Annotated in this window: 23 protein-coding genes, 2 pseudogenes and 1 riboswitch; of the genes and pseudogenes, 4 read left to right on the top strand and 21 right to left on the bottom strand. The window is 44.2% G+C overall.

Annotated features, from left to right (window positions below; genetic code table 11):
* Positions 1-17 precede the first annotated feature (17 nt).
* The 7 genes from UNITIG_RS14295 to UNITIG_RS14265 form a co-directional block, all read right to left on the bottom strand.
* On the bottom strand, positions 18-1,430 hold the full coding sequence (locus UNITIG_RS14295) for a hypothetical protein (RefSeq protein WP_101758988.1): 1,413 nt from the start codon (positions 1,428-1,430) through the stop codon (positions 18-20).
* Positions 1,431-1,525: 95 nt separating this feature from the next.
* The gene (locus UNITIG_RS14290) at positions 1,526-2,407 is read right to left on the bottom strand and encodes a DUF1838 family protein (RefSeq protein WP_101758987.1); all 882 of its coding nucleotides are present in this window, start codon (positions 2,405-2,407) and stop codon (positions 1,526-1,528) included.
* Between the two features lie 42 nt (positions 2,408-2,449).
* The gene (locus tag UNITIG_RS14285; protein ID WP_101758986.1) at positions 2,450-2,659 is read right to left on the bottom strand and encodes a hypothetical protein; all 210 of its coding nucleotides are present in this window, start codon (positions 2,657-2,659) and stop codon (positions 2,450-2,452) included.
* A 28-nt stretch (positions 2,660-2,687) separates the two neighbouring features.
* On the bottom strand, positions 2,688-3,419 hold the full coding sequence (locus UNITIG_RS14280; protein ID WP_101758985.1) for a hypothetical protein: 732 nt from the start codon (positions 3,417-3,419) through the stop codon (positions 2,688-2,690).
* Positions 3,420-3,444: 25 nt separating this feature from the next.
* Positions 3,445-3,687 carry a cytochrome c family protein gene (locus tag UNITIG_RS14275; protein ID WP_145999179.1) on the bottom strand — a complete coding sequence of 81 codons (243 nt, stop codon included), beginning with the start codon at positions 3,685-3,687 and terminating at the stop codon, positions 3,445-3,447.
* Positions 3,663-4,031 carry a hypothetical protein gene (locus UNITIG_RS22875; protein WP_145999178.1) on the bottom strand — a complete coding sequence of 123 codons (369 nt, stop codon included), beginning with the start codon at positions 4,029-4,031 and terminating at the stop codon, positions 3,663-3,665. Before UNITIG_RS22875 ends, UNITIG_RS14275 begins: the two co-directional genes overlap by 25 nt.
* 9 nt (positions 4,032-4,040) lie before the next feature.
* A complete protein-coding gene (locus UNITIG_RS14265) occupies positions 4,041-4,583 on the bottom strand; it encodes a cytochrome b (RefSeq protein WP_101758982.1) in 543 nt (180 codons plus the stop codon).
* A gap of 257 nt (positions 4,584-4,840) precedes the next feature.
* Here UNITIG_RS14265 and UNITIG_RS14260 point away from each other — a divergent pair, with 257 nt between their 5' ends.
* Positions 4,841-5,113, top strand: a complete 273-nt coding sequence (locus UNITIG_RS14260; protein ID WP_101758981.1) for a hypothetical protein — start codon at positions 4,841-4,843, stop codon at positions 5,111-5,113.
* Positions 5,114-5,120: 7 nt separating this feature from the next.
* Here UNITIG_RS14260 and UNITIG_RS14255 read toward each other — a convergent pair whose 3' ends face one another.
* From UNITIG_RS14255 to UNITIG_RS14225, 7 genes and pseudogenes are all read right to left on the bottom strand, one after another.
* Positions 5,121-5,903, bottom strand: coding sequence for a hypothetical protein (locus tag UNITIG_RS14255; RefSeq protein WP_101758980.1), 783 nt, complete (start codon positions 5,901-5,903; stop codon positions 5,121-5,123).
* Positions 5,896-6,393: a DUF2878 domain-containing protein gene (locus UNITIG_RS14250; protein WP_101758979.1), complete on the bottom strand. Its 498-nt coding sequence runs from the start codon at positions 6,391-6,393 to the stop codon at positions 5,896-5,898. Before UNITIG_RS14250 ends, UNITIG_RS14255 begins: the two co-directional genes overlap by 8 nt.
* Before the next feature lie 7 nt (positions 6,394-6,400).
* A pseudogene (locus tag UNITIG_RS14245) lies at positions 6,401-7,284 on the bottom strand (class I SAM-dependent methyltransferase).
* A 426-nt stretch (positions 7,285-7,710) separates the two neighbouring features.
* On the bottom strand, positions 7,711-8,490 hold the full coding sequence (locus tag UNITIG_RS14240) for a DUF1365 domain-containing protein (protein ID WP_101758978.1): 780 nt from the start codon (positions 8,488-8,490) through the stop codon (positions 7,711-7,713).
* A 12-nt stretch (positions 8,491-8,502) separates the two neighbouring features.
* Positions 8,503-9,752 (bottom strand): annotated as a pseudogene (locus tag UNITIG_RS14235) (NAD(P)/FAD-dependent oxidoreductase).
* Between the two features lie 132 nt (positions 9,753-9,884).
* Positions 9,885-10,574 carry an SDR family oxidoreductase gene (locus UNITIG_RS14230; protein WP_235015398.1) on the bottom strand — a complete coding sequence of 230 codons (690 nt, stop codon included), beginning with the start codon at positions 10,572-10,574 and terminating at the stop codon, positions 9,885-9,887.
* 12 nt (positions 10,575-10,586) lie between these two features.
* Positions 10,587-11,012, bottom strand: coding sequence for a nuclear transport factor 2 family protein (locus UNITIG_RS14225; RefSeq protein WP_101758977.1), 426 nt, complete (start codon positions 11,010-11,012; stop codon positions 10,587-10,589).
* Positions 11,013-11,265: 253 nt separating this feature from the next.
* Between UNITIG_RS14225 and UNITIG_RS14220 the strand changes: the two genes are divergently transcribed.
* The 3 genes from UNITIG_RS14220 to UNITIG_RS24420 are packed head-to-tail and all read left to right on the top strand — an operon-like array spanning position 11,266 to position 12,531.
* Positions 11,266-11,859 (top strand): sigma-70 family RNA polymerase sigma factor, encoded by a 594-nt coding sequence (locus tag UNITIG_RS14220; protein WP_101758976.1) that lies wholly within the window; start codon positions 11,266-11,268, stop codon positions 11,857-11,859.
* Positions 11,860-11,866: 7 nt separating this feature from the next.
* On the top strand, positions 11,867-12,256 hold the full coding sequence (locus UNITIG_RS24425; RefSeq protein ID WP_235015397.1) for a hypothetical protein: 390 nt from the start codon (positions 11,867-11,869) through the stop codon (positions 12,254-12,256).
* Positions 12,257-12,258: 2 nt separating this feature from the next.
* Positions 12,259-12,531 (top strand): cupin domain-containing protein, encoded by a 273-nt coding sequence (locus UNITIG_RS24420; protein WP_235015396.1) that lies wholly within the window; start codon positions 12,259-12,261, stop codon positions 12,529-12,531.
* Between the two features lie 70 nt (positions 12,532-12,601).
* Here UNITIG_RS24420 and UNITIG_RS14210 read toward each other — a convergent pair whose 3' ends face one another.
* The 7 genes from UNITIG_RS14210 to UNITIG_RS14180 form a co-directional block, all read right to left on the bottom strand.
* Entirely contained in the window at positions 12,602-13,477 is an 876-nt protein-coding gene (locus tag UNITIG_RS14210) for an SDR family oxidoreductase (protein ID WP_159931163.1), read from the bottom strand.
* Between the two features lie 183 nt (positions 13,478-13,660).
* Positions 13,661-14,476 (bottom strand): hypothetical protein, encoded by an 816-nt coding sequence (locus tag UNITIG_RS14205; protein ID WP_101758974.1) that lies wholly within the window; start codon positions 14,474-14,476, stop codon positions 13,661-13,663.
* Between the two features lie 11 nt (positions 14,477-14,487).
* Positions 14,488-16,467, bottom strand: coding sequence for a PKD domain-containing protein (locus UNITIG_RS14200; RefSeq protein ID WP_101758973.1), 1,980 nt, complete (start codon positions 16,465-16,467; stop codon positions 14,488-14,490).
* Positions 16,468-16,561: 94 nt separating this feature from the next.
* Positions 16,562-19,711 (bottom strand): TonB-dependent receptor, encoded by a 3,150-nt coding sequence (locus tag UNITIG_RS14195; protein ID WP_101758972.1) that lies wholly within the window; start codon positions 19,709-19,711, stop codon positions 16,562-16,564.
* Positions 19,712-19,892: 181 nt separating this feature from the next.
* Complete coding sequence (locus UNITIG_RS23610) at positions 19,893-20,669, bottom strand: hypothetical protein (protein WP_200821295.1); 777 nt, start codon at positions 20,667-20,669, stop codon at positions 19,893-19,895.
* A 94-nt stretch (positions 20,670-20,763) separates the two neighbouring features.
* The gene (locus tag UNITIG_RS22870) at positions 20,764-21,519 is read right to left on the bottom strand and encodes a VPLPA-CTERM sorting domain-containing protein (protein ID WP_145999177.1); all 756 of its coding nucleotides are present in this window, start codon (positions 21,517-21,519) and stop codon (positions 20,764-20,766) included.
* A gap of 27 nt (positions 21,520-21,546) precedes the next feature.
* A riboswitch (cyclic di-GMP riboswitch) is annotated at positions 21,547-21,681 on the bottom strand.
* 636 nt (positions 21,682-22,317) lie between these two features.
* Entirely contained in the window at positions 22,318-23,454 is a 1,137-nt protein-coding gene (locus tag UNITIG_RS14180) for a helix-turn-helix domain-containing protein (RefSeq protein ID WP_101758971.1), read from the bottom strand.
* Between the last annotated feature and the right edge of the window lie 61 nt (positions 23,455-23,515).

Genomic DNA, 23,515 nt, shown 5'->3' with positions numbered 1-23,515 from the left:
ACCAAACCAGTGCGAGGTTACGATAATGATATTTTTTCTTTTTCCTGACCTACAGCGACATCCAGATTTTCACGAATATTCGGAAAATCCAAAGGGTCCAACTCAAAAGACGTTTTATTTCTGGCTTCCATTGCATAACTATACAAACTACGGGTACGTGCATCAGTGCCGCCAGTGCCACCCTTTTTGTTAAAGTTAAGTTTCCAGTCGCCGCCATTACCTTGGTCAAAACGTGCTAACAAATAATGCTTGGCACTCAGAAAGTTATTAAATCCGTTTTCATGGAATGTTTCCTTGGCTAGCGGCAAAGCGCTGGACATTGGTCCCTTGGGATTTCCGCCCGGCCATGGCATACCATAATTGGTGTACAAAATGGACACCTCTTCTCCCTTCGGAATTTGCTTTATATGCTTGGCAACTAGATCGGCAAGCAACACGTTGTATTCTGGTGTACGGCCAGCCTGACGAATATACTGAGTATTTACGTCTTTACCTTCTTCAATACCTGCTTCACAGAAACCTTTATCAATCCAGGCCTTACCCATGGTATTTATCGCGTAGTTGTTATAATCCGTGGTTTCACGAGCCACTACCATATTTTTAAAACCTTCGCGTACATATTTAACCGCCAAGTCATCATGGCGCTCACTTTTGCCGGGAATAGATTCATAATAGCCATCGCGATAATCTATTTTTCCGCCAAAGCGATCGACCAGCCACTGCTTGGTATTGTTATTAAGAATGGTATAGGTTTCATTTAATTCAGGTACAGAGTCGCGAGGCAATCCTTCAATAAAGGACAAACGATAATTTGTCATCCAGCTAATTTCATCAAGGTCATGCAAACCATTCGGGTGGTCGATGGTATAAAAGTCAGTAATATAATCTTCGCCTGTACGTGGGTCGGGCCCTAGATTCAAGCGTTCAATCGGCAGCTTTAATTCAGATGCAGGACTGACTTTAAGCGTGCCCTTTTTTACCCCCTTATCAACCTGATAAGTGGTTAATTGTATTTTTGGATTGAGTACACTGGTATACATTTCCAGCTTTTTATCCAGTCGATAAACGCCCAAGCCATCAAACAGCATTTCAAATTTAGGCGTGCGATAACCAACAGAAAACGGTAGCAGTCCTTGCTTAACACGATAAGGCCATTCGCCATAGTACATATCTGTACAAGGCTCATTTTCTGTCATTTGTTTTGGTCCACGATAAGCCCTGTCAGCCAAGCCCGTACGGTAGGCTGCACTATAAGCTTTAGGTGTTCCCCAAGCAGTATTCAGTATGGCAACACGGTCCTTGTTATCCAGATCAGATAGCACCGGCGCAGTATCTCGAACCAATGGCTCATGCTCTGTTGTGGCACAGGCAGCCATCACCACAGAAGAAATTGTTACTACCAATAGACTTTTTACTGTTATCACTTTCATTTTTCACCAAACCTCTTTGCCGCTATATATCTGCGATCAGTATTACCAAGAAAAAAGGCACCCCCAAGGAATGCCTTTTTCAACAGATCCGTCAGTTACTTTTTAACTGGTACCGGTTTGCGGTCACGTAAGTAATTTACAAATGAAGATTCATTTGGCGTGCCCCAAGTAGATTGTGGTGGCGCATTAAAATACTCAGGTGCCGTCTTTTCAATTTTATCGCGTAATTGCTTAGGTAAGTCGTCAACACCATTCTCTAATTTTACGGAGTGCGTACGGAATACCAGCTCCCCTGGTAATTCACCCATCAACATCCATGGAAACCAGGTAGATACACGGCACCATGACCCCATATTTGGAATCGAATCCAACTTCTCATTTAGCAGGTCTGCAGTATCAAACTGGCGCATAAACATTTCTGAAATTTTTGTAGTCGGCCCAGGATATTCCCGCGGCCATTGCGCCTTCGACAAAATAGTTGGCATTTCCATTAGCAACTCGAAATTATTAACGCCGGTTGCACCCAAAATATCCCACTTGGCAGGAAATGGAATTTTCACTTCATGACCATCAAAATCCATTACATTAATCGGCGCCATCTTATTATTTACATGGTCATTTTTAATATGATAAATCTCAACCTTGTCATCAATTAATGGGTTGTGCCAGGTATCAATGTATTTGCCAGTTTTAACATCTGAATAAAAACCTATTTCACGGTGAAAGGTATGCACATCACCATTAGCCTGTGTTTCCATACGGGTAACACCTATACCCTCTAAACCTAATAGAGGAATTAACTTTTTGTTATCCAAAGAAGCGAATAAGTGGCCACCATAATAACCCACTGTTTCTTTTTCCGGATTAGAGCTACCCATCAATCGTGCAAAGTGCTTCAAATTAGTAGCCGGATCGTTAAGGTTTAAACCAAAGTCTTTAGGTAAGCGTGAGTCGTTGTAACCATTCAGCGTAATCATAATGTTTTCCTGATATTAAATTATAGGTTAAATGCAAATTCTTTATTTACGATGATTCTCAAAGCCGGTCGCATCAACTAAGGACGAAAACATATCTGGCATAGCACTGCTTGCATATGGTGTGCTTGCTAATTTCGCTAATGCCTGTTCATTGGGGCTAAGCGTTTTGCTTGCTGCAACAGCCACACCTGATCCCATTGCAAATGCAGCGGTGGTACTGATACTAATAAACTCTCTACGATTTGTTTTCATAGTTATTCCCGTAATTAAACTATTGAATTCATGACTTTATCAGGCTAACGGTTACTTCACCGTTTGGACCCAAAGGCGACACATCTAATTTCACTCCCATTATTTCAGCATAGGCTTTATAACGAGGGATAATGTAATTTTCATGCACTTCTTGCTCAGTCAAACCTTTAAAAATTCGTACTTTTTGACTGGCTTCCAACACGCGCTTAAAGGGCGAAGTATAGGTAACACTGGTAGGGCTGTTCCATACTAAATCATCGACCAACTGATAAAAGCAGGTGGTTTGTTCAAAGATAGCTTTTAGGGCAAAGTCTTCACGCCCAGTCATTTTGATACCACCACCAATACGCAGCATCATAAACTTGGTAGTTTTGACATCGTTCGCAACCAGCTCTTCATACATATTCTGGTCTTTAGCAAATGCGACTGCCGTAAGATGTAATTTTACCAAGGCGTCGTTGAACTCATGCTGATAGGAAGAGTTATGATTCATCGTACGCACGGCAATATTGACATAGTGGCCTAATACTTCAGGATCTAAATCGCCTTTTTCCGGGCTCATTTCTTTAACAATTGCAGCCACTTTTTCGCCGAGCTCTTTTTGCCTGGACTCCATACCTGTGGCCTTATCCAGGCGCTTTTCTAAAAACTCCTCCATTTTTTTGGGATCTTTCATAGCCTCTTTGTGACCACCGGCCAAAACATTGGCTGATAACACCATCATCAAAATCGATAGCATATATAACGTTAATTTTTTCATTGCATCACCTTCACTCTGTTATTTATCACTGCTTTGAAGCGTTTACGCCAGCTTTATCCAACTCTGCCTGTAAATAATCTCGCTCAACTGTACTGCCTTCTGCGGTCCATTTTTTTAACAGATTAAGCACCCGCTTACGCCGCTCCGGGTCGGAGATTACTACTGGGCCATGCCCCATTCGATTACCGGGAATATACGCTTGCGGATCAGTAATAAATTCATCCAGCGTTTGCTCCGTCCAAATTAGCTTGCTTTCGCCTGCCGCCAAAAATGCATCTGAATAAAAGAAGCCAGGCATGGTAGCCGCCTGACGACCAAAAATACGGTACAACGATGGGCCTGGTTCTTCAGCCCCCCCTCCTGCATCACATGACAATAGCGACACCACTTGAATTCGTTGAGCATCACATCTTCCTCCAATGCATCAGCTGCAGTTATGGGGGACAATATAACTTCCTGGTCGGTATAGACCGGACCATCGGTACGATCGGAAACAAAGGGAACCACACCAAACTGCCAATACGGCATCATCAGACAGCAGAAAAATATAATAATAAAATAACTGCCATGAAGAATTTTGGCGGATGTAGTATAGGTACTGTTAGCTGACATTTTTATTCCTCACACATGCATGCCGGGCAACATTCTACGGAAGCCCACTTTGTAACGCAGTGCGTGATACACAAACACGATTAAATACGTTAACAACATAATGTTATTGAAAAACAAAAAGACACTATGCAAATACCCGGTAGTTGCTACTGCCCAGCCACTCAGTACTGGCAGAGTAAATAAACCTAAAAAACTCACCTCATATGCCATCGCCCAGCTATTCATAAAACCCGTCACCCCCAAGCCGAGCACATCAACATAAAGAAACAATAAAGTTAGCCGAGAAAGACCATAAGCATTTTCTGGCATGCCTTTAGGTGCTTGTGGACGCGGGTTTTTTAGCCACCAAAGTAATCTCAAGGCCACAAAGATAAAAGTGACGACGCCCAAGCTCATATGCAACGCGCGACGATAATCACGCTCTGGATCACCTACGTTCATCAGCGGGAAAGAAACCGACACGATAAAAGTAATCAGGAAGCTAAAAAAAACCAGCCAGGCGAGGACTGCCGAAGTCACGCCGTAGGTTTTTTTTGTATCTGGATCTAACATAGATTTGCTCTTAATTATTCTCTGCAATAAGACTCATAGCTGATCTTAAACAATCTTTACGCTAATCGTTTATCAAGCTATTTGAACATTGTGTACCAAGCTAAAACAAGAATCTACCCAAGCAAACTATTCTTAACAATTCAACCACAAACCCCCTACAACCACGCGGTTTCAACTCAAGCATCCTTGCAATCCATTTGATTTTATTAGAAGGTTAGCGCAGTTTAATTTTACTTATTTGAGATACTGATAACGCCATGAAAACAACGATTGAATATAACCCCAACGCTCAACCGCCCTACGCGCACATGGAAACTCTGGTAGATTTTTTACTCGCCAATGGCCATAGCCTAGCCCGCGCAGACCGCTGGCATAATGATATGGCCGCTCAAATCTGCTTTGTCAAAGAACCCATTAATTTCGACCTGATTGAACAGACTTTTGAGCTGCCGCCCTGCATTCAACTAAGCAAAGACCGCAACGCTATTGAGTGCGATATCACCTGGCGCACCATTCAAACAGAAAGCTAAGACCGGCTTAAAACGTAGACGCTACAGCCACCACAGGACAAGGGCTATCCTTGGTGGCTTCCACTAAATAACAATACTGAATATCCACTTTAAGTGCCTGTCCATCAGCACCGGATAAATTTGCCAAACCTCTAAATCGCCTTAGCTTTTTTGTTTCGAGATCATAACTAATCTCAATAGGGTCCAGTATCAAGCGGATAAACCAATTTGCTGAATTTATTTCAAAACAGGCAAAATCAGGCTGATTATCAGCACACGCCTTTGCAACAACGCTTAACTCGACCAGACTTTGTCTAGTCGGTGCAAGATAATAAAAATCCATTGCCTTGCCTGAATTTATTGCCTGCCAATGTTCGCGGATAAAATGATCAAAGCCTGCATCAATAACCATTGGATTTTTTACTGATATTTTTTTTGTATTGGTTGCGACTGAACTGGCAGAGCCTTCTTGATAGGAAACAGCCAGCTGCGCATCCGCCCATTCAACGACAATAGTTTCAGGAAATAAATAACTTTGCTGGGTAAAAGCTGGAGTCGCCAAGCCATAGCTGTAATCAATGATTTTTTCTGCCATTAACGATTGAGGTAATAACTGATCAGTATCTGCGGCTTGAGCCTGATAGACCACTCGATGGTTTAACTTATCGCCGCTGTAATAATGCAACTCTCGATAGAGCATAACCTGACCGTCCAGATCATAGGCCTCACCGATAACCGCTGGCACAGCAGCTTGAGCCCAACCAGTTACGCTAACTAAAGATAAGATAAAAAAAGCAATATATTTATTCATTACTATCGGACCGCAGCACATAAAACATTAGCGGCAATAATAGCGCCCAACAAAGGCTAATGGGTAGCAAAGAATAAGCAACCGGATCCAATAAACTTACAGGGGCGAGCTTGCTTCCTGCCAGATAAGACATCGGTCCTGAAACGCCACCCAATAAAGCTGCCAACCAAAGCTTAGATTGCAGCCACTGCAAACTATGGTTCAGCGTCAGCGCAAACATAATCCACAAACACAGCAACCAAATGGGAATCAAACCAATAGAAGGGAATTCAAATTGCATCACGCCAGACCAGGCCATCATAGTATCAACCGCCAAGCCGGTAAGACCGACGCCAGCAATGAACAGCCACTCAAACGGTTTACGGGAAAAATATTGGTAGTGAATGGCCAGCACCACCAACAGAGCAGCAACTGCAATAGCATCCCCACCCAAAACACAGGCGAACCAGCCCAGCTGAAATAATGCCGCATTGATTAGCGGCTTATTCATTAATAATCTAAACAGCGGGGTTAATCGTTCTGGCGCCAGGCTTGGCGAAAACGACTTGCGTAGTACTGATAGCACGTTCAGAAAAACCTCCTTCACAGTAACACAGATAAAATTCCCACATCCGACAGAACACGTCATCAAAACCCATTTGTTTTACAGTATCCAACTGAGCATGAAAACGACGACGCCATTCAGCCAGCGTCTTAGCATAATCCAGGCCGATATCCTGCAGACCCACGATCATCATATCCGTTTTCTTAGAGACACATTGCGCGATTATTTCATTTGAGGGCAAACACCCGCCAGGGAATATATAGCGCTGAATAAAATCAACAGTGCGCTTAGCTTCCTGATATCGCTGATCAGCAATAGTAATTGCCTGAATCAACATCAAACCATCAGGCTTTAATAAGCTGGAGCATTTAGCAAAATAGCTATCGTAATATTCATGGCCAACGGCTTCGATCATTTCAATCGACACCAACTTATCATAGTGCCCCTTAAGATCACGATAGTCTTCTAGCAACAAAGTCACCTTATCTTCGAGGCCTGCGTCCTTCACCGCCGCACAAGCATAATCATATTGCTCTTTTGAGATAGTCGTGGTGGTTACCCGGCAGCCATAATTTTTAGCGGCATAAATCGCTAAGCCACCCCACCCGTACCAACTTCCATCAAATGATCCTGCTCGCTTAAATTTAATTTTTTACAAATAATATCCAACTTATGCAGCGATGCCTCTTCCAGCGTTGAATCCTGGGTAGGAAAAACTGCAGAGGAATACATCATAGTAGGGTCAAGAAACAACCTAAAAAAGTCATTGCCCAAATCATAATGCGCGGAGATATTTTTGCGCGAACCACTTTGTGTATTGGCATTGAGAACATGCATTATTTTGGAAGTAATACGACTAAAGATAGGGCGAGTGTTATCCATTTTATTCATGACTTCCAGATTTAAAGTCATCAACCGCACAACGTCTACCAAATTAGAGGAAGACCAACTACCCAGCATATAAGCTTCAGCGGCGCCAATCGAACCACCCAGTAAAATATCTTTAAAGGCAGAAGGGTGATGAATAAAAATATGACCGACCACCTCTGCTTCAGCAGCGGGCTTGCCAAACTCCAACACCCGACCATTATGCTCCAACACCAAGCGGCCATATTGCAAGCTTGACAAGGCCTTGATAAGTGCCTTTTCTGCTATCGCATCCATAAAACTGGATTTGATTTCCCGGTTAACTTTGGTGTCATCAATACTAGCGGTACTCATAAAATAATCCTGATTTTTAATAATTAATTACTTTTATTCCTGCTAGGCCGCAGTATTATCCACCACTCTACTATCTGGATGGGATACAAATGGTACCCCTTTAAGCCAGATCTTTAAGGCCTGCCAATAAATCCCTAACACTATTTTCACAGTCATTAGAGGGTAACGAATAATGGTTTTACGCAAACTCAGCGGAGTGATCTCTTCTCGCTCTAGCACCAAAGTAGCGTCAAACTCCATAACTTCCGAATCACTTTGACCCGGTTTTCTCCAATTTTGCATATTAATCCGCAAGCTCTGTTCGGGCTCACTGCTGCGCCAATCGTAGCGAATATCCATCGGGTTGAACGGCGAAACATGAAAGTCTTTGTTGAAACTTATTCGTTGATGACGACGATTTGGATCACATGCCAGCACATAACAATGACGCTCATCCCAAGGGGTATTATTCACTTCGGCAACAATAAATTGTAATTTCTCTGCTTTATCAAAGCAGTAATAACAGCTAATAGGGTTCATAATAAACCCGAAATAACGAAGATTTGCCAACAATCGAATGGGGCCTTGCGGATAGACTCCGGTTTTCTTCTCCACCTGTAAACGCACCGCAGTATCCAGCGGTACTGCGGGATCACCTAGAAAATCACTACGCCTAAACCTTGCTGGCGCCCAGCGGGATACAGACCACCAACGGGTACCCGCAAACACTTGATCCAACTCTGACAAATCGAGCAACAGCATAAACAAACGGTAGCGCAACTCATGCCGCTTGGGATGATAGCGGCGATGACGAACCCAGCCTGTATAAATAGCGCTTTTCATTAAGCCTGCATCCTACCAATCTGCTCCCAATGCTTTAGCAACCCTGATACCGCTACTAGCACCATCTTCATGAAAGCCATTAGCCCAGTATGCACCGCAAAACCAGGTTTTATTGACCCGTTAATGTCTTGCCATCGCTCGGCAGCGGCTACCGATGCCAAAGAAAATACCGGATGGCTGTAAGAATATCTTCCCAAAATTTTAGCAGGATCAATTTCTTCAGTCGCATTCAAGGTGACACAAAAAGTAACCGGCGCATCGATCCCCTGCAATATATTCATATCGTAGGTCAATATCGCCTGCTCCTGCTGCTCGGAACGCAGCCAATAATTCCAACTGGACCAGGCTAATTTTTTCTCAGGCAATACACTGTCATCGGTATGCAACACCACGTCATTTTCCTGATAAGGAATAGCCGCCAACACGGATTGCTCAGCAGCCGTTACGTCTGATAACATAGCCAAAGCCTGATCACTGTGGGTAGCAATGACCACCTGATCAAATGTTTCAGTACTACCATCAGCCAGTACCAACGCCACACCATCCGCATGACGGGTAATCGTTTGCACCGCGCAGTTCACCCGAATACGGTCTTTAAAGCCTGCCGTTAACGGTGCCAGATATTGATTAGAGCCACCTTTGATAACCCGCCACTGGGGTCGATTATTAACACTCAACAAACCGTGATTTTTAAAAAACCGCACAAAAAACAATAACGGAAAATCAAACATACTGTCAGTAGACGCCGACCATATCGCACTACCCATAGGTATTAAGTATTTATTAGCAAAGGTTTTACCATAATCTTTTTGGTCCAGGTATTGACCCAGTGTTGTCGCCTCATCAATGCGCTGCGCGTCTAAATCCTCAATGGCTTCTTTATTAAAACGTAAAATATCTTTGATCATTTTCAGATAAGATGGGCTAAAAATATTTTTACGCTGCGCAAATAGAGTATTGAGATTATTACCGCCATACTCCAGCCCGGTCAGATCACAACTGACACTGAAGCTCATTTCAGTAGGCTGGGACGCAACGCCCAACTCATCCATTAAGCGGATAAAATTTGGATAGGTCCAATCGTTGTAGACTATAAAGCCGGTATCAATAGCATAGTTCTGGCCCTGCACACAGACATCCATGGTGGCGGTATGACCGCCAATTCTATCGCCACTTTCAAAAACCGTAATATCGTGTTCACGCTGTAACAAGTACGCCGCACTTAGACCGGAAATCCCGCTTCCAACAATCGCTATTCTCACTCACATCTCTCTTTATTTTTGTGCCAAAGCACCTGAATAAACCTTACCGCTAACAGCATCAAGCTTTTAAGGAAGGTGCTACCACTTTATTCCAAAACACCGGTACACAACCCAGTAATTTCAACAACCATTTTAAGCGCCCGGAAAATCATACTGCCTTGGCCGCTTGGCGATGGCATTTGCCATACGCTGCGCGGCCTCGCTAGACGATAATAAAAACGGCATGGAAAAATCATTTTTATCGGTTAGCGGTGTTTTCACAAAGCCCGGATTAATTACCGTGACGTCGATGGCCCGGGATTGTAAATCCACCCGCAGCGAATCTAAAAAGTATTGCATTGCAGCTTTGGATGCACCATAAGCCTGAGCGCGACTGAATGGCACCACTGTTGCCAATGACACCACACCAATAATATGTGCGCCTTTGCCATCAGCGCTTTTTGGCCTAGCCTGCAATAAGGGCATGGCGACAGCTAATGAATTTACCGCGCCAAAATAATTAGTGGTCATCACCCGCTGCATCATGTCCCAATCAGGAGCACTGATATCCAAATATTCGCAGGTGCCTGCGTTTAAAATTACCCGATCCAGATACGGACTATGCTTCAACAATTCGGAACGCACAGCATCAATAGCATCCGCACGACTCACATCAAATACCAAAGGAATAATATTCGCGTTTAAGGCTGCCAGTTGCTGCAGACCGGATTCACTGCGCGCACTGGCAATAACGGTATTACCCTGCTCGGCTAACAACAATGCCAAGTCGCGGCCAATGCCCGTACTGGCACCGGTAATCCAGATGGTTTCTGCAGTCACCATGGTCATCCTCTATTAATCAGCTAAACGTGCTTTTAACCAGCGGGTCAAACCACCCACTAGCGGTACATGCTCGTACACCATCTCACCCATATCATAAATATCTTCATGATAATAAATACGTTCAGCAAACTGAATTTGACTGACGCCCCGCACGGTTATCAACTTACCGCCGCCAAGCTTGGGGTGACGAAAATGCATATTCCATTTAATGTAAGCCGATTGATCTGTGACTACCTGATCGAGATACTCAAACTGACAGGCCTGCGTATTGGCGCACATCGCCGCCATATAATCCTGCAACGCAATCAGACCCCGGATTTCATGCACCGGGTCCTTAAATACAATATTGTCGGCATAAAGCTGATCTAGTTGACTGAGGTCCATTGCCAGCATATCGCGATAGCTGTCTTTGAATAATTTAATAATATCGCTGCTCATTTTCCACCTGTATCCAAGGGCTTGCCAGACGGTTTGAAAAATCTAAAACTCTCTATAAAACATTAACTTACCATCAGCATAGTAGTTGTACGGGCGCATCTGAACAATGGATCATTCAGTTAATTACATCAGCGGGTGATCTGTCCATAAGATCCCCCCGTACATTAGGCAAAGCACTAGTTAAACGACGGCAACCCCACTATGATGAGCACAACCAATGTCTAATGTCATCAGCCACCCAAGGCGGAGTCCTATGCCCGACGCTAGCATAACTAGCACCGATAGCAATGCCGAGCGCAATGCCCTACTTAAAGAGCATATGCTGAAAGTGGCCAATGACCGTGACAAGCAGGCTTTTAGCGCTTTATTTGATCACTTTGCACCCATGCTGAGGTCCTACAGCCTGGCACGCGAACCTGGTGCAGCTCTGGTAGCCGATGAACTGGCACAGGAAGTAATGATCAAGGTATGGAATAAAGCCCATACTTACAAACCGGACATGGCCGCTGTATCTACCTGGATATTTACGCTGGCCAGAAACTGCCGGATTGATTATTTACGCCGTAATGGTCGCTTTAGCACTGAAATCGACCCGACGGATATTTTTGAAAATATGGAAGACGAAGGTCCAGATCCCTTCCAGCTGACTCAGCGACAGAGGGCGGAGACAAAAGTCCATGAAGGTTTAAAACAGCTGCCAATTGAGCAGTCACAGGTATTAGCCAAAGTTTACCTTGAAGGCAAAAGCCATCAGGAAACGGCGGATGAGCTAGACCTGCCACTGGGAACAGTAAAATCCCGGGTGCGACTAGCATTGCAAAAACTAGAATTGTTATTAAAGAGGTAGATTGACGATGGCAAACCATCACCCAGCTTCTGAATTACTCACCGCCTTTTCGGCAGGTAGCTTGCCGTTAAGCCACGCGCTTTGCGTATCCACGCACGTAGAGCAATGTCGCGACTGCAATGCCAATTTGCAACGCCTCAACGCTATCGGCGCGCAGTTAATGGCAGGCCTGCAACCAGCGGCTACCACTTCACCGGAACTAAAATCTAACGTCATGGCTATGTTAGATGAGGCACCAGTAGAAGAAGCGCCAAAAGCCATAGCTAAACGCAATGCCAATATACCACGGCACTGCAGCAATTTATTCCCGAGGATTACGAATCATTGGACTGGCACAGTGTGTCACCGGCTATTGAAGCGGCAAAACTGTGTATTGATAGTAACGGCTCAAAAGTAGAGATGCTCCGAATCAAGCCTGGTAGCGCCATTCCTACTCACACCCATACGGGTGACGAGTACACCATTTTATTGGAAGGCAGCTTTTCTGATGAAAGCGGGATTTATAAGGAAGGTGACTTTGTGGTTCGCGATGGACGCCATAAACACCGCCCAGTCGTAACCAAAGATAAAGTGTGTATCTGCCTAACGGTCACTGACGCACCTATTGAGTTTACCGGCTTTTTCACTCGCTGGCTGAACCCCTTCATTCGACGCGGACATTTAGCCCACTAAGCCAGTCTTTATTAACGCATAAAAAAACGGAGCCATAAGCTCCGTTTTTTTATGGTCTAAACGCTCGCACCTATGAACTCGCCTGCTCTGCCCACAAGCGCTCAACAAATTGTTGGTAACTGTTAGGCACCCGCCCCAAGATCCAGCTCAGCACATTAGGGTTACCGATAAAACCGCAATGATCATAATGCCGGTTCATCACCAACATCTGCTCAACGCGGTCTTCATCAAACCCTTTGGCCCTGGCATTAGCCGCAACCTGTTCTAAGGTAATAGCTTGTGCAGTCACTGGCCTGCCCACCACCTCGGATATTATTGCCGCCATGTCCTGTTGATTTAATCCCTGCGGACCCGCGAGTTCATAAGTCGCATATTCATGGCCACCTTCGGCAGCAACAATGGCTGTCGCTTCAGCCAAATCCTCCAAATCCACCACGCTGAAATGCACCTCGGTATTAAACGGCATGGCATGCACACCCTCATCTAACACCTTTTGCCAAATCGGCAATAAATGCTGCATATAGCGGATGGGTTGTAAAATCGTATACGCCAAGCCCGACTCAATCAGCGCTTCTTCAGTATCCAGCTTCAGACTATGATGACGAACTTCCCGGCGCAGCGGATGCATCACTGAATAATAAATAAAGTGCCGTACTCCATGCTTTTTGGCTGCAGCAATAAAGTTTTCAGTCATGGTTTTTTCATCAGCATGCATCGGCGGGCCGACGTGAATAACTTTATCACAACCCATCACCGCACTTTCCACCAAATCAGCGTCGTGCATATCACCCACCGCAAAACCACTCGCCCCCATGGCTTTAAGTGCGGGCCACTGCTCGCGGTCGCGAATAAACACTTTTACCGTTTGCTTTAAGCCCACCAGCTTGTTCAAAATAGCACGGCCGGTTTTGCCGTTGGCGCCGCTTAGTAGAATGGTTTCACTCATCGCCATATCCCATCATTATTGTTGTCGCTGGGATATTATAGAGAGGTGGCAGCTAATAAAAAAGGAACTTAACTGTTCCCTTCTTATTGCTTACTCTTTGCTTACAAAGCCTGTACTAACCCGCACTTAATACACCGCCTGGATCATGGATTTTATCCCGGTTAAAAACCAGATAGCAGCTCACTATGCAGCATAAGGCAGTAACACCACTACTAACAGGGTATTCAAAGGGGTATAAATAATATTCAAATATCCAATCCATCGAGAAAGCCGTTTCGAACCACGACCAGAAAATAATACCGGTAGGTATCGCGTAGCGTACCACGGGCCAGCACCGGATATTTTCCTAATGCGATACAGCAGGTACAAAGGCCAGATCACAAATCCCAGATAAATAAGACCGGTAATAGGGTGAGCCGGCCCTAACACCCGCGGATCCAGAGTTAATAAACTGACTGCATAGATCATCCAAATAATAAATAGCGTCTCCATTGCTACTATTCGCGAATAAGGTCGGTCACGTGGTGGCTCGGTAGGCCGACCCGGGTCCAGACGCAAAATTTTTCGAACCCAGCGAATCATATTGCAACGCACCTGGTTATTTGCGTAAGTCAAAAGAAACAGAGGCAACATAATCAAGATAGAGGCCTCATTAATTTGCAGCGATGGCGTCAACAGCACCTGCCCACTCTCGGCATCCAATATGGGCTGCACATTAAACACATCCGCGAATAGGGCAAACATTAACTCAAAAAATCCTACGAACATCATATTGGCGCCAACAAATCCCAATACACAGGCCTGAATTTCGGACTTTTTTAAACCAACCCACACAACAGCAAAGCCGATAAAACCCAGCGCAATATGCCCATAAAACCATAGCGTTTTATCAGCGATGTGTTCCAGCAACATTGAGGCAGTATGCGCTACGGGCATGACTAACAATGTCATTGCTATACACAGATAGGCAAACCGTGGATTTTTATATAATTCAGTCACGTCTAAAACCTCTACTTGGCACTATTTAATTCAGCCCATAAATTCAGCCAGTATCTACGAATAGCACGTTTTTTTCTTAACGCTAACAGCAGGATAAGCGACCCGAACATAAAACTACCACTGGTTGGAATTGTTTTTTGGATATGGACAACAATTGATGCCGAGTCTTGTAGTTCACCATCACTGACGGTAACAGTCAGGGTAATATCACCTTCAGTCGTCCCTGCAAGAATACCAATCCAGTCGGTGGTTAACGTCGAAATATCATCTACCGTAACCCCCGTATCCGCATTTGAAATAGCCCAGGAATAAGTCAAATCACCACCATCTGGATCAAAACTATCACCTGCATCAAGATAAATCTGGTGCATCAACTCAACGCTCAATTCATTAGCCACATAATCATTTCCATTGGTAGCGGAGCCAGTAAGCACAGCTACAGGTGGAATATTCCCAGCAGCAGCACTAACAGTCATCGTGTCCACGGCGCTATCTAACTCGCCATCACTCACCATCAGGGTTATTACATAGGCGCCTGCCACATCAGCAGTAAAGGATGTGCTAACGACTGTCGCACTTAATAAACTGGCGGCAGAACCAGCGGGCATGCTGGTAATTTCCCAGCGAAAACTTAATGTATCCCCTTCCTGATCCGTACTGGCACTGCCATCCAATGTTATTAATGCAGGAATAGCGACATATTGATCTACACCAGCATCTGCGACAGGTGCGTTATTCGATGCACCCGCCACCACCAAAACCAAATCGGTTGAAATAGTGCCTCGACCATCGCTCACGGTTAACTCAAGACTGTAATCACCCAGCACATCAGGCGTAAATTCCGGATTGACTGAATTGGGATTAACCAGACTGACAGAGGTGCCATTGGGCATAGCAATGAAACGCCAGGAAAAACTTAAGACATCGCCATCGGCATCGCTACTGGCGCCGCCATCAAGTACCACCTTTTGGGATACAGTAACACCCTGATCGGCACCCGCATTGGCAACCGGTGAGTTATTAATGGGAGTAAGATGAACCACACCGATAACAGGCTCAACCAATGCGCCGACTGTGGTTCCAGGCCTAATACTTGCTGACTCAGTAGTCATTAAGCTGCTCAAATTTGATAGCAGAGTCTCTGTACCGGGTATCTTCAGCAATGATGTATTTTGTTTCAGCACCTGATCCAGGTTTACAACACTAGCTAAAGCGCTAATCGCCACACCATTTTTAACGCCATCAAGCTCACCATCAGACATATCCTCAGCCAATGCCGCAACCAGTACATCAGTATTACTAGCACCAGCCAGCTTTTGTATTTCTACTATTAAGGCTGAAAAGGCTTCGGATGCCGCGCGATATTTTAGTGCCTTATCCTGATTGTCACTGCTGGTAAAAATGGGCGAAGTGGTAAAAATATCTATACTGTCATCTAACAAACCAAAACCAAAACTGACCTTAACTTTTTCTATTGCCGACTGCATCGAATTAAAAAACTCTCCAGCAGTGACACTATCATCACCTAAATTTTCAGCCAAGTTTATAACCAAGGTAGTTAAAGGCGTTGCATAAATAGCCTCTCCATTAATAATTTGCTCAGCCGTCACATAGGTTGTTAATACAGGAATAACGGGATCACTGCCGTTCAATTCCTGACCATTAATAAATTCAAGGATAAACGGCCCTTTAGAAACATCTGCAGCAGGTATTTGCACACCACTGATAGCTGCGTTGTCATCCGTCATGCCAGTAGCTATTAATTCGTCCTTTAACCCTGTGGCACTATAATCAATGGTATATACGTTAACATCTGCACCAACCAGCGGACCTTTAACCGCCGCCCCCTGGACCTGCTTATCCGTTTGCACTGGCTCAGCATCACTACTATCACTACCTCCACACCCCATAAGCATCAGCGATGACGCACAGCTTGCAACCAAAAATCTGGAAAAAATACCTGAGAAAAATGAAACTACTTTATTCAACATTGCAAACCACCTTCAAACTACAACGGCTAAAATTGTTACCAACAGTCGACCCTATTATTCAACTACAACAAATAATCTGGCATGAATTATTTTTTTAGAAACGATACCCCAAACGAAGACCATAAGTTCGCGGCGTTGGCAGTATTAAATTTGCTGCCTGTGGCAAATCAAACTCATAGGATGCGCCAAAGCCGTAATCAGTATTGGTGACACCTGAACGCAACGTATCGTCATTCATTAAGTTATTAATATAAAATACCGCGCTCCACGTATCACTTTCGATACCCGAAATAAAATTAACCAACCGATATTGTGGCAACCAGGAAATATTACCCGGCGTCATAAATCGCTTCGATTGATAATTGCCATTCAACTCGGCAAAGCTACTCATCCCGGATTCAAAATCAGTGTCATAACGCAAGCTCCAGGTAATGGCATCACGCGCGGAATAAGGCATTCTGTTACCGGTGTAATCTCCATCAACATTGCCGGCATCCGCCATAGAGCTTCTGGAAGCAGGACCGCCGGCTATTTTGGCGGTGTTGAAATCTTCGTAGTAGGCATCAGAATAGGTGTAGCCCAATGTTGCGGTCAGACGCTCGGTTAAACGAGCCGTAATATCAAATTCAGCGCCTTCAACAATCGTTTCACCGGCATTGACAATTTTAGGAGCAGGAAAACCAGCACCGTTTTCAACTAAAATAGACGTTTGCTGATCGGTATATTCATAATAAAAAGCAGCCAGATTTAAAACGACCCGACCCTCTAGCCAAGTCGTTTTAGCGCCCACCTCATAAGTTTTCAGCTTTTCCGGATCGTACTCAGGCTGAAACTCAGCATAACCGGTGGCAATTCGATCATCAAAATCCACATTTGAATCAGAACCGATAATGCCATCACCATCAACGTCGTAGCCGGCCCACTCAGTATCCTTGTCCAAATCCGTATCGCGAACCAAACTGGATGCATTCGTTGTATCTACTCCACCAGGCTTAAAGCCTTCCGCATAAGTGAAGTACATCATCACATCTTCGTTTGGGTACCAGGTAATATTGAAACGCGGCACAAACTCTTCCACTGTCGGCAATTCATTACGCTGAGCCTCACACTCACCATGAATATCCGGTTTTAATGCTCCTGCAAGCTGCGTATCGGGTAATGCTTCAGCCGTACTCCCATTGCCACTGCCATTAAAGGGATAAACATCGTTTGGATCTATTTCATAAGCACCCATAGCAGTAGACATAAATCCACCACAGTTGCCAAACGCAGAAGACAAACCATGTAACTCAGAGCCACTACCTGCATAAATAATATCTTCTTGCAGATAACGCCCTTCAACAGTGACACTTAATGTTTCTGATACGTCATAGGTAAACATTGCCGCCAACGACATATGTTCTGTCTCGCGAGATAACCAGTCTGTAACCGGGCTAGTACTAAAGTAATCGGCGGCTGTGACGTAACAACCTTTGGTAATGTCACCTCTATCAGCGCCCATACAGTCGCGACTGTCATTAACCAGATCAGCATCTTCATCAAGATAAGGCAAACCACCAAGAAATAAGCCGGGGTTTACAAAGGCGCTATTCACCAGGTCCGTACCACCCTCACGCAACCACCAGCGATCCTCCATTTCTGTATTTAATTCTTCTTCCCAATAAAGTACAGAAACCGTCCATTGAAATGATTGCTGCTGTCCGGAAAATCGAAATTCATGATTAACCTGCTCCAGGTCATAGGTCATATCCATAGCTGTCTGAAACCCGTATTGCGCTATACAGTCACCCGCTACGGCTCGATCATCGCCATTACAATTGATACCGGTTGGCGCAGTGCCGTCGTCATCAATCAGCGTGCCGCTGTAAAGTGAGTAGTCGGTTAAATCAAAGTCTTCCTGGATATTGGATTTATTGCGGGTATAAGCACCGATGTAACTGAATTGAAAAGTATCCCAGTTAAAATCAAACTGTTGATGCAAGCGAAGGTTTTCTAATTCAGTGCCACGGAAATCACGACCCGTACGTGGATCAGCAGAAAAATCTATCTCAGACGCATCGGCGTGCTGTGCACCCACCAGCATCGGACGACAAAGTTGATTGGCACCTGGCTTTTCAGCAGACCCGGGGAATAAACCAGCTGCATTTCTATTACGGTAGGGAACCTGCGACAAGCTACAATCAACTATTGGATCGCCCGGGGCTACCCCCAGAGCATCCTGAACTGACTGCGGTAAATCATTCGCATAATAGGCGCTAGCTCTATTTTCTACGCCCTGCTGAAAAAATTGCCCCTGATTGTAGGTAACGGCACGACCATCATAAACCGTCAAATTCGGGTTTGATGATCTACCCGTATCCAAGCCACTTCCGGCAACAGTGCCGTCATTAAAATAGTCACCCAGAGCGGGAGTATGATCTACAGTTCTCCGTAAAACCTGTGCCCTAGGGCCATATTCTTCATCACTGTATTCAACGCGCGTATAGGAAGAAAGTATATCGTTAGGCTCAAACAATAATGCAAAAGCTGCACCCAGAGTATCTTCAGTACCCAGATCGCCACCCGTATTAGGGTTGTCGTAAGCGCCGTTTCCTTCAGAGCGTGCCAGATTAATACGATAGCCCAGCTCATCATTAATGGGGCCACTTAAACTCAATTTTAATTCATTCGCGTTCCATTCACTTAAATCATCTTCAACACTGCTGACATCAAAATCTACTGCGCCTTCAAATTCTAGCGATGGTCGTTTGGTAATATAATTGATTGCGCCACTAAATGCCGAACGGCCATAAAGAACGGACTGAGGACCTTTTACCACCTCTACGCGCTCAAGATCAGTGAGCCGCATATTTCCGGTCATGCCACCACCAGCCGTTGATAACGCCTCGCTAGAAACATCTACAAAATCTATTAGTGTAGCCACATTGGCTCGACCGCGGGTTGTCGATAAGCCACGAATAGTAGGACGGGTATCATTAGGTAATAAACCGGAATCAAATACTAAACCTGAGACCATTTGGCTGATATCCTCAACCCCGGAAATGCCTTTCTCCTGAATCATCTGCGCGGACAGCGCATTAATGGCTAAAGGCACTGACTGCATATCTTCAGCAGCGCCCTTGCGCGCGGTTACCACAACCTCTTCAATTGCATAATTTGATTGGGCGCAAACCCCACTGGCAACTAACACAGAACTCAGGGTTAATAATCCACCCATTAAATTCTTTTGATAAACATCTTTCATTCTTTACACCTGAAGACAAAATGACAAAACAAATAAATTACACTGACAGCGTATTTAATTGAGAACAACGGTATGTAATAACCACCACGAGGAAAAAATTACGCAGGAGCTGTACCGCTTAAATTTCTTTTATAGCGCATCAAGGATGAGCCTCTTAATGCTAACTTGCTGGCGATATTTTTTATTTCGCTGCCCTGCGACGCCCCATACCAACCAGACCCAATAAAGCAGAAGCAAACAACCACGCGGCTGCTGGAATCGGCACTGCTACTGCCACTATTTCAATATTCATACGATAATGGTAAGTTGAGTCCTGCATAGCAGTTGCATTAGTAAAAGCAACGCCAAAATCAGCAAGCTCCTGCGCACGGACCGCTAACTGATCATCAAGATCATTCCAATCCGATGTGTCAGAAAATTTATAAATTGCACCAACTCCTGAGCCGACGACGGTCAGGTCATTCCAACTCCAGGAAGACGCACTCCAACCGCTTGGCCCACATGCACCATAGCTGGAATTATCAATACAGACTGCACTACCTGAAGTAATGCTATTAGTACCAATTGAGCTATCACCACTATTGTCCTGGCCAACTATAGTATTGGTATCAATGGTGCCATCAGACAACACCACATCATGCTCAGCGGCCCCACCCAACATAATAAGATCGTTAGACCAGGTAAAAACCCCTGTCACATCGTTGTAAAATAGATTGCCTGGGGCATACGCGGTAACACCGGGAATCGGAGGAAGAGGAGTTTTAAATTGTGCACCCGCTAAACCGCCATCAGGATCACCGCCGCCGCCAGGCGCAGTAGAATATTCGTAGACGGCATCCATACCAAAATTACCTGCACTATAAATATCTACATTGATAATCTTGGCATAGTAAAGCGTGGCATTAACCACAGGCGCGACAGCAAACAACATTACTGCCACAAGAAATTGATTTTTCATGATTTAACCCTAGACATATAAAAAGTGGCCACTAGTAACAGTGACCACTTCCCTTGATCCACACCTAAAGTGTGTTAACTGAAAACACCATCAATTAAGCAGCTTTACGCTTACGACCAATACCAGCAAGACCTAATAGCGCTGAACCAAACAACCAGGCTGCTGCAGGTACAGGCACAGCAGAGATAGCCGCTTCAGGAGGAGCAATAGCCATAAGCTGAATATTCATGCGGTAGTGATAACCTGAATCCTGCAATACAGAAACAGGGCTGAACGCAACACCGTATGCATCTAACTCAGCTGCACGAGTAGCTAAGTCTGCATCCAGCGTATTCCAATCGGCGCTATCACCAAGAGAAAAAATAGAACCAACACCCGCTCCAGTCACAGTAAGGTCAGCCCAGTTCCAGGAACCAGAGTTCCAGCCATAGGGACCACATGCGCCGTAAGTTGATAGGTCAATACATGTAGCAGATCCGGTAGTGATACCATTTGGCTGACCTAGAATATTAGCAGTATCGATAGTACCGTCAGACAAAACCACTTCATGAGCTGCTGCGCCGCCATCCAAGTGGATGTCGCCAGTCCAGGCAAAAACACCTGTATCACTGTCATATACCATGTTGCCTGGAGCAAACGCTGAAAAACCAGGAATCGGCGGTGGAGTCACGAACTGATTGCTTGCCAAGCCGCCATCACCATCGATTTTGCTGTATTCATACATGGTATCAACACCAAATTGGCCAGAGCTGTAAATGTCTACATTTTGTACCTGTGCGTAATAAAGTGTTGCGTTTGCACTAGACGCTGCAACGGCGATAATTGCCGCCGAAAGTAATTGTTTTTTCATTGTTATATCCTCGAGGTTATTAACTCAAAGGGTGACCCGGCCATCTTTTCCGCTTTCCAATATCACATCGCTCCCTTGATGCTCTTTTTAGAAAAGAACTACTAGCTTGAAGATCCGTTGGCTTTCCGTCCCAGCCTCACAACTGGTTTGGCTTTTTCCGTATCGATTAAAATTATTGTTAAACGAAATATTTCCGATGAATCTAAATGCATCGGTGAAAAGGACATATCAAACAACGTGCCAGAATAAAAAAAACCTTTAGTAACAAAGAGCTAGGAAAAAGATATAGCTCTATAGCATTAACGAGCACACCGAAAATATTTTCTCTGTAAAAGTTGCCGTCGAATTGGCCAAGCCGAAGATTATTGCGTCAATTTATTGTTGTCACGATGACAAACACCCATCAAATTACTACCCATTCAATATTAATAATTATTTATTTACTACCCATATGAGCAGTGCGTTAATTATTTTTTCACCATATGGTCATATATAAAAAAATGACCCAAACGTCGCGAGTGTAAAGTTTTTCGGCAAAGATATGATTAAATGAAGAGCACATAGGATGACAAGTTTTCTGCGTCTTTTCTTAAAGCTTTACACAAAAAAATATTACTAATAACCACTACCCAAATGGGTATTACTGATTTCGGATTTTTGTGATTATATATACGCTGTCTTTTTAGTTAAAAGGCAACAGAATTTGAAAACGGTTAATTTTTGTTTTCATAATTCTATCCCACGCTTTACGCGCCCTATGGGCGCGTTTTTTATGGGCGATATAATATCAAAAAGATATCAATTTATACGAGGGAGATTGCCTAAAGTACGGAGGATCAAGCCAACTAGTTCGGCTTGATTATTAACATACGTTTTTGAAAAACAATTTTTTAAATGATAACGAACAGAATTTGAATTTATTGATAGTGCAGTTGCTATATCTTCAGTAGAACTACCATTCACCAACATCCCCACAACTTTTGCTTCAGATTCTGTTAAGCCATACAGGGACTTTAACTTATCCCAAGGCAAATCTATAGATGTAGATTCATCAGTAATAAAAACAAGGTTTTGAGCGCCATCACTCAGGCGCCATTCCCTGGAAACATCGCCGCTTTTATTCATATGAGGCAAGCAGGAAATAAAAAACTTTTTACCGCTATTATTAACATACTTAATATATTCACCTTCGGGCGATTCTGCTTCGACCATTGATCTCAGAGCACTATTAAGCACTTCAGTTATACCATCAGCATTAACAAGTAATTTGTTTCCCTGCACAAAAAATTCTCCATTCGCAATATAGCGCCCGGCCACGTCATTCATCGCCACCACGCCACCACGGTGGGAAATAATAAAAACTGCTGCAGCTATATGATTTAAAGAACGGACTACAAATCCATTTAACTCTTCGGTGTAACTGACATCAACCGACAGCCTATAAGCTCTTCTGATATGGGGTAGCAATCCGGCTAAGAACTCATATTCTTCTCGAGAATAACTTTCTTTACCTTCACGTCGACCATAAACATTAACTACTGAATATGCTGGGTCCTGCCGAGTCCTGATAAAGGAAACCATGAAATTGGTGTTTTTATTACCATCGATAAATACATCTCGGCCTAAGCCTCCATACTTTTCCGCTTGAGATAAAAAATCATTACCCTTAAAGCATTCAATCTCTGATTGGTTTTGTAGAATTTTTTCTACCAAGCCTTCATCAAATATAGTTTTCTGATAAGATTTTACGCTTCCGGTTTCTTGCACAATATGAATCCCGTAATTATGCGACGGGTCTTCAAAATCTGTAATTAAAGTATGGCAAAAATCAGCATCCAATACATCCATCATTCGACGTGAGAATGTCTCCCAACCACGCGGATCAGCCACAGAGTCATATATCAACTCCATAAACTCTGGAACATATTGTTGCATACTACTGTTAGCCTTTATCTTTCTAACATTAAGCGCATATAAAAACCTATACCAAAACTAG

It is taken from the genome of Oceanicoccus sp. KOV_DT_Chl (assembly GCF_900120175.1).
In the GTDB taxonomy this organism is placed as follows: Bacteria; Pseudomonadota; Gammaproteobacteria; order Pseudomonadales; family Dasaniaceae; genus Oceanicoccus.
This window is presented reverse-complemented; position numbering and strand designations above follow the sequence as displayed.

Excerpts from the sequence above, each read along its gene's own strand:
- UNITIG_RS14280 (WP_101758985.1), bottom strand. The coding sequence starts at position 3,419 with ATGAAAAAATTAACGTTATATATGCTATCGATTTTGATGATGGTGTTA.
- UNITIG_RS14250 (WP_101758979.1), bottom strand. The coding sequence starts at position 6,393 with ATGAATAAGCCGCTAATCAATGCGGCATTATTTCAGCTGGGCTGGTTC.
- UNITIG_RS14180 (WP_101758971.1), bottom strand. The coding sequence starts at position 23,454 with ATGCAACAATATGTTCCAGAGTTTATGGAGTTGATATATGACTCTGTG.
- UNITIG_RS14240 (WP_101758978.1), bottom strand. The coding sequence starts at position 8,490 with ATGAAAAGCGCTATTTATACAGGCTGGGTTCGTCATCGCCGCTATCAT.
- UNITIG_RS14290 (WP_101758987.1), bottom strand. The coding sequence starts at position 2,407 with ATGATTACGCTGAATGGTTACAACGACTCACGCTTACCTAAAGACTTT.
- UNITIG_RS24425 (WP_235015397.1), top strand. The coding sequence starts at position 11,867 with ATGGCAAACCATCACCCAGCTTCTGAATTACTCACCGCCTTTTCGGCA.
- UNITIG_RS22875 (WP_145999178.1), bottom strand. The coding sequence starts at position 4,031 with ATGTCAGCTAACAGTACCTATACTACATCCGCCAAAATTCTTCATGGC.
- UNITIG_RS14260 (WP_101758981.1), top strand. The coding sequence starts at position 4,841 with ATGAAAACAACGATTGAATATAACCCCAACGCTCAACCGCCCTACGCG.
- UNITIG_RS24420 (WP_235015396.1), top strand. The coding sequence starts at position 12,259 with ATGCTCCGAATCAAGCCTGGTAGCGCCATTCCTACTCACACCCATACG.
- UNITIG_RS14265 (WP_101758982.1), bottom strand. The coding sequence starts at position 4,583 with ATGTTAGATCCAGATACAAAAAAAACCTACGGCGTGACTTCGGCAGTC.
- UNITIG_RS22870 (WP_145999177.1), bottom strand. The coding sequence starts at position 21,519 with ATGAAAAAACAATTACTTTCGGCGGCAATTATCGCCGTTGCAGCGTCT.
- UNITIG_RS14195 (WP_101758972.1), bottom strand. The coding sequence starts at position 19,711 with ATGAAAGATGTTTATCAAAAGAATTTAATGGGTGGATTATTAACCCTG.
- UNITIG_RS14285 (WP_101758986.1), bottom strand. The coding sequence starts at position 2,659 with ATGAAAACAAATCGTAGAGAGTTTATTAGTATCAGTACCACCGCTGCA.
- UNITIG_RS14225 (WP_101758977.1), bottom strand. The coding sequence starts at position 11,012 with ATGAGCAGCGATATTATTAAATTATTCAAAGACAGCTATCGCGATATG.
- UNITIG_RS14200 (WP_101758973.1), bottom strand. The coding sequence starts at position 16,467 with ATGTTGAATAAAGTAGTTTCATTTTTCTCAGGTATTTTTTCCAGATTT.
- UNITIG_RS23610 (WP_200821295.1), bottom strand. The coding sequence starts at position 20,669 with ATGAAAAATCAATTTCTTGTGGCAGTAATGTTGTTTGCTGTCGCGCCT.
- UNITIG_RS14295 (WP_101758988.1), bottom strand. The coding sequence starts at position 1,430 with ATGAAAGTGATAACAGTAAAAAGTCTATTGGTAGTAACAATTTCTTCT.
- UNITIG_RS14255 (WP_101758980.1), bottom strand. The coding sequence starts at position 5,903 with ATGAATAAATATATTGCTTTTTTTATCTTATCTTTAGTTAGCGTAACT.
- UNITIG_RS14230 (WP_235015398.1), bottom strand. The coding sequence starts at position 10,574 with ATGGTGACTGCAGAAACCATCTGGATTACCGGTGCCAGTACGGGCATT.
- UNITIG_RS14220 (WP_101758976.1), top strand. The coding sequence starts at position 11,266 with ATGCCCGACGCTAGCATAACTAGCACCGATAGCAATGCCGAGCGCAAT.
- UNITIG_RS14210 (WP_159931163.1), bottom strand. The coding sequence starts at position 13,477 with ATGAGTGAAACCATTCTACTAAGCGGCGCCAACGGCAAAACCGGCCGT.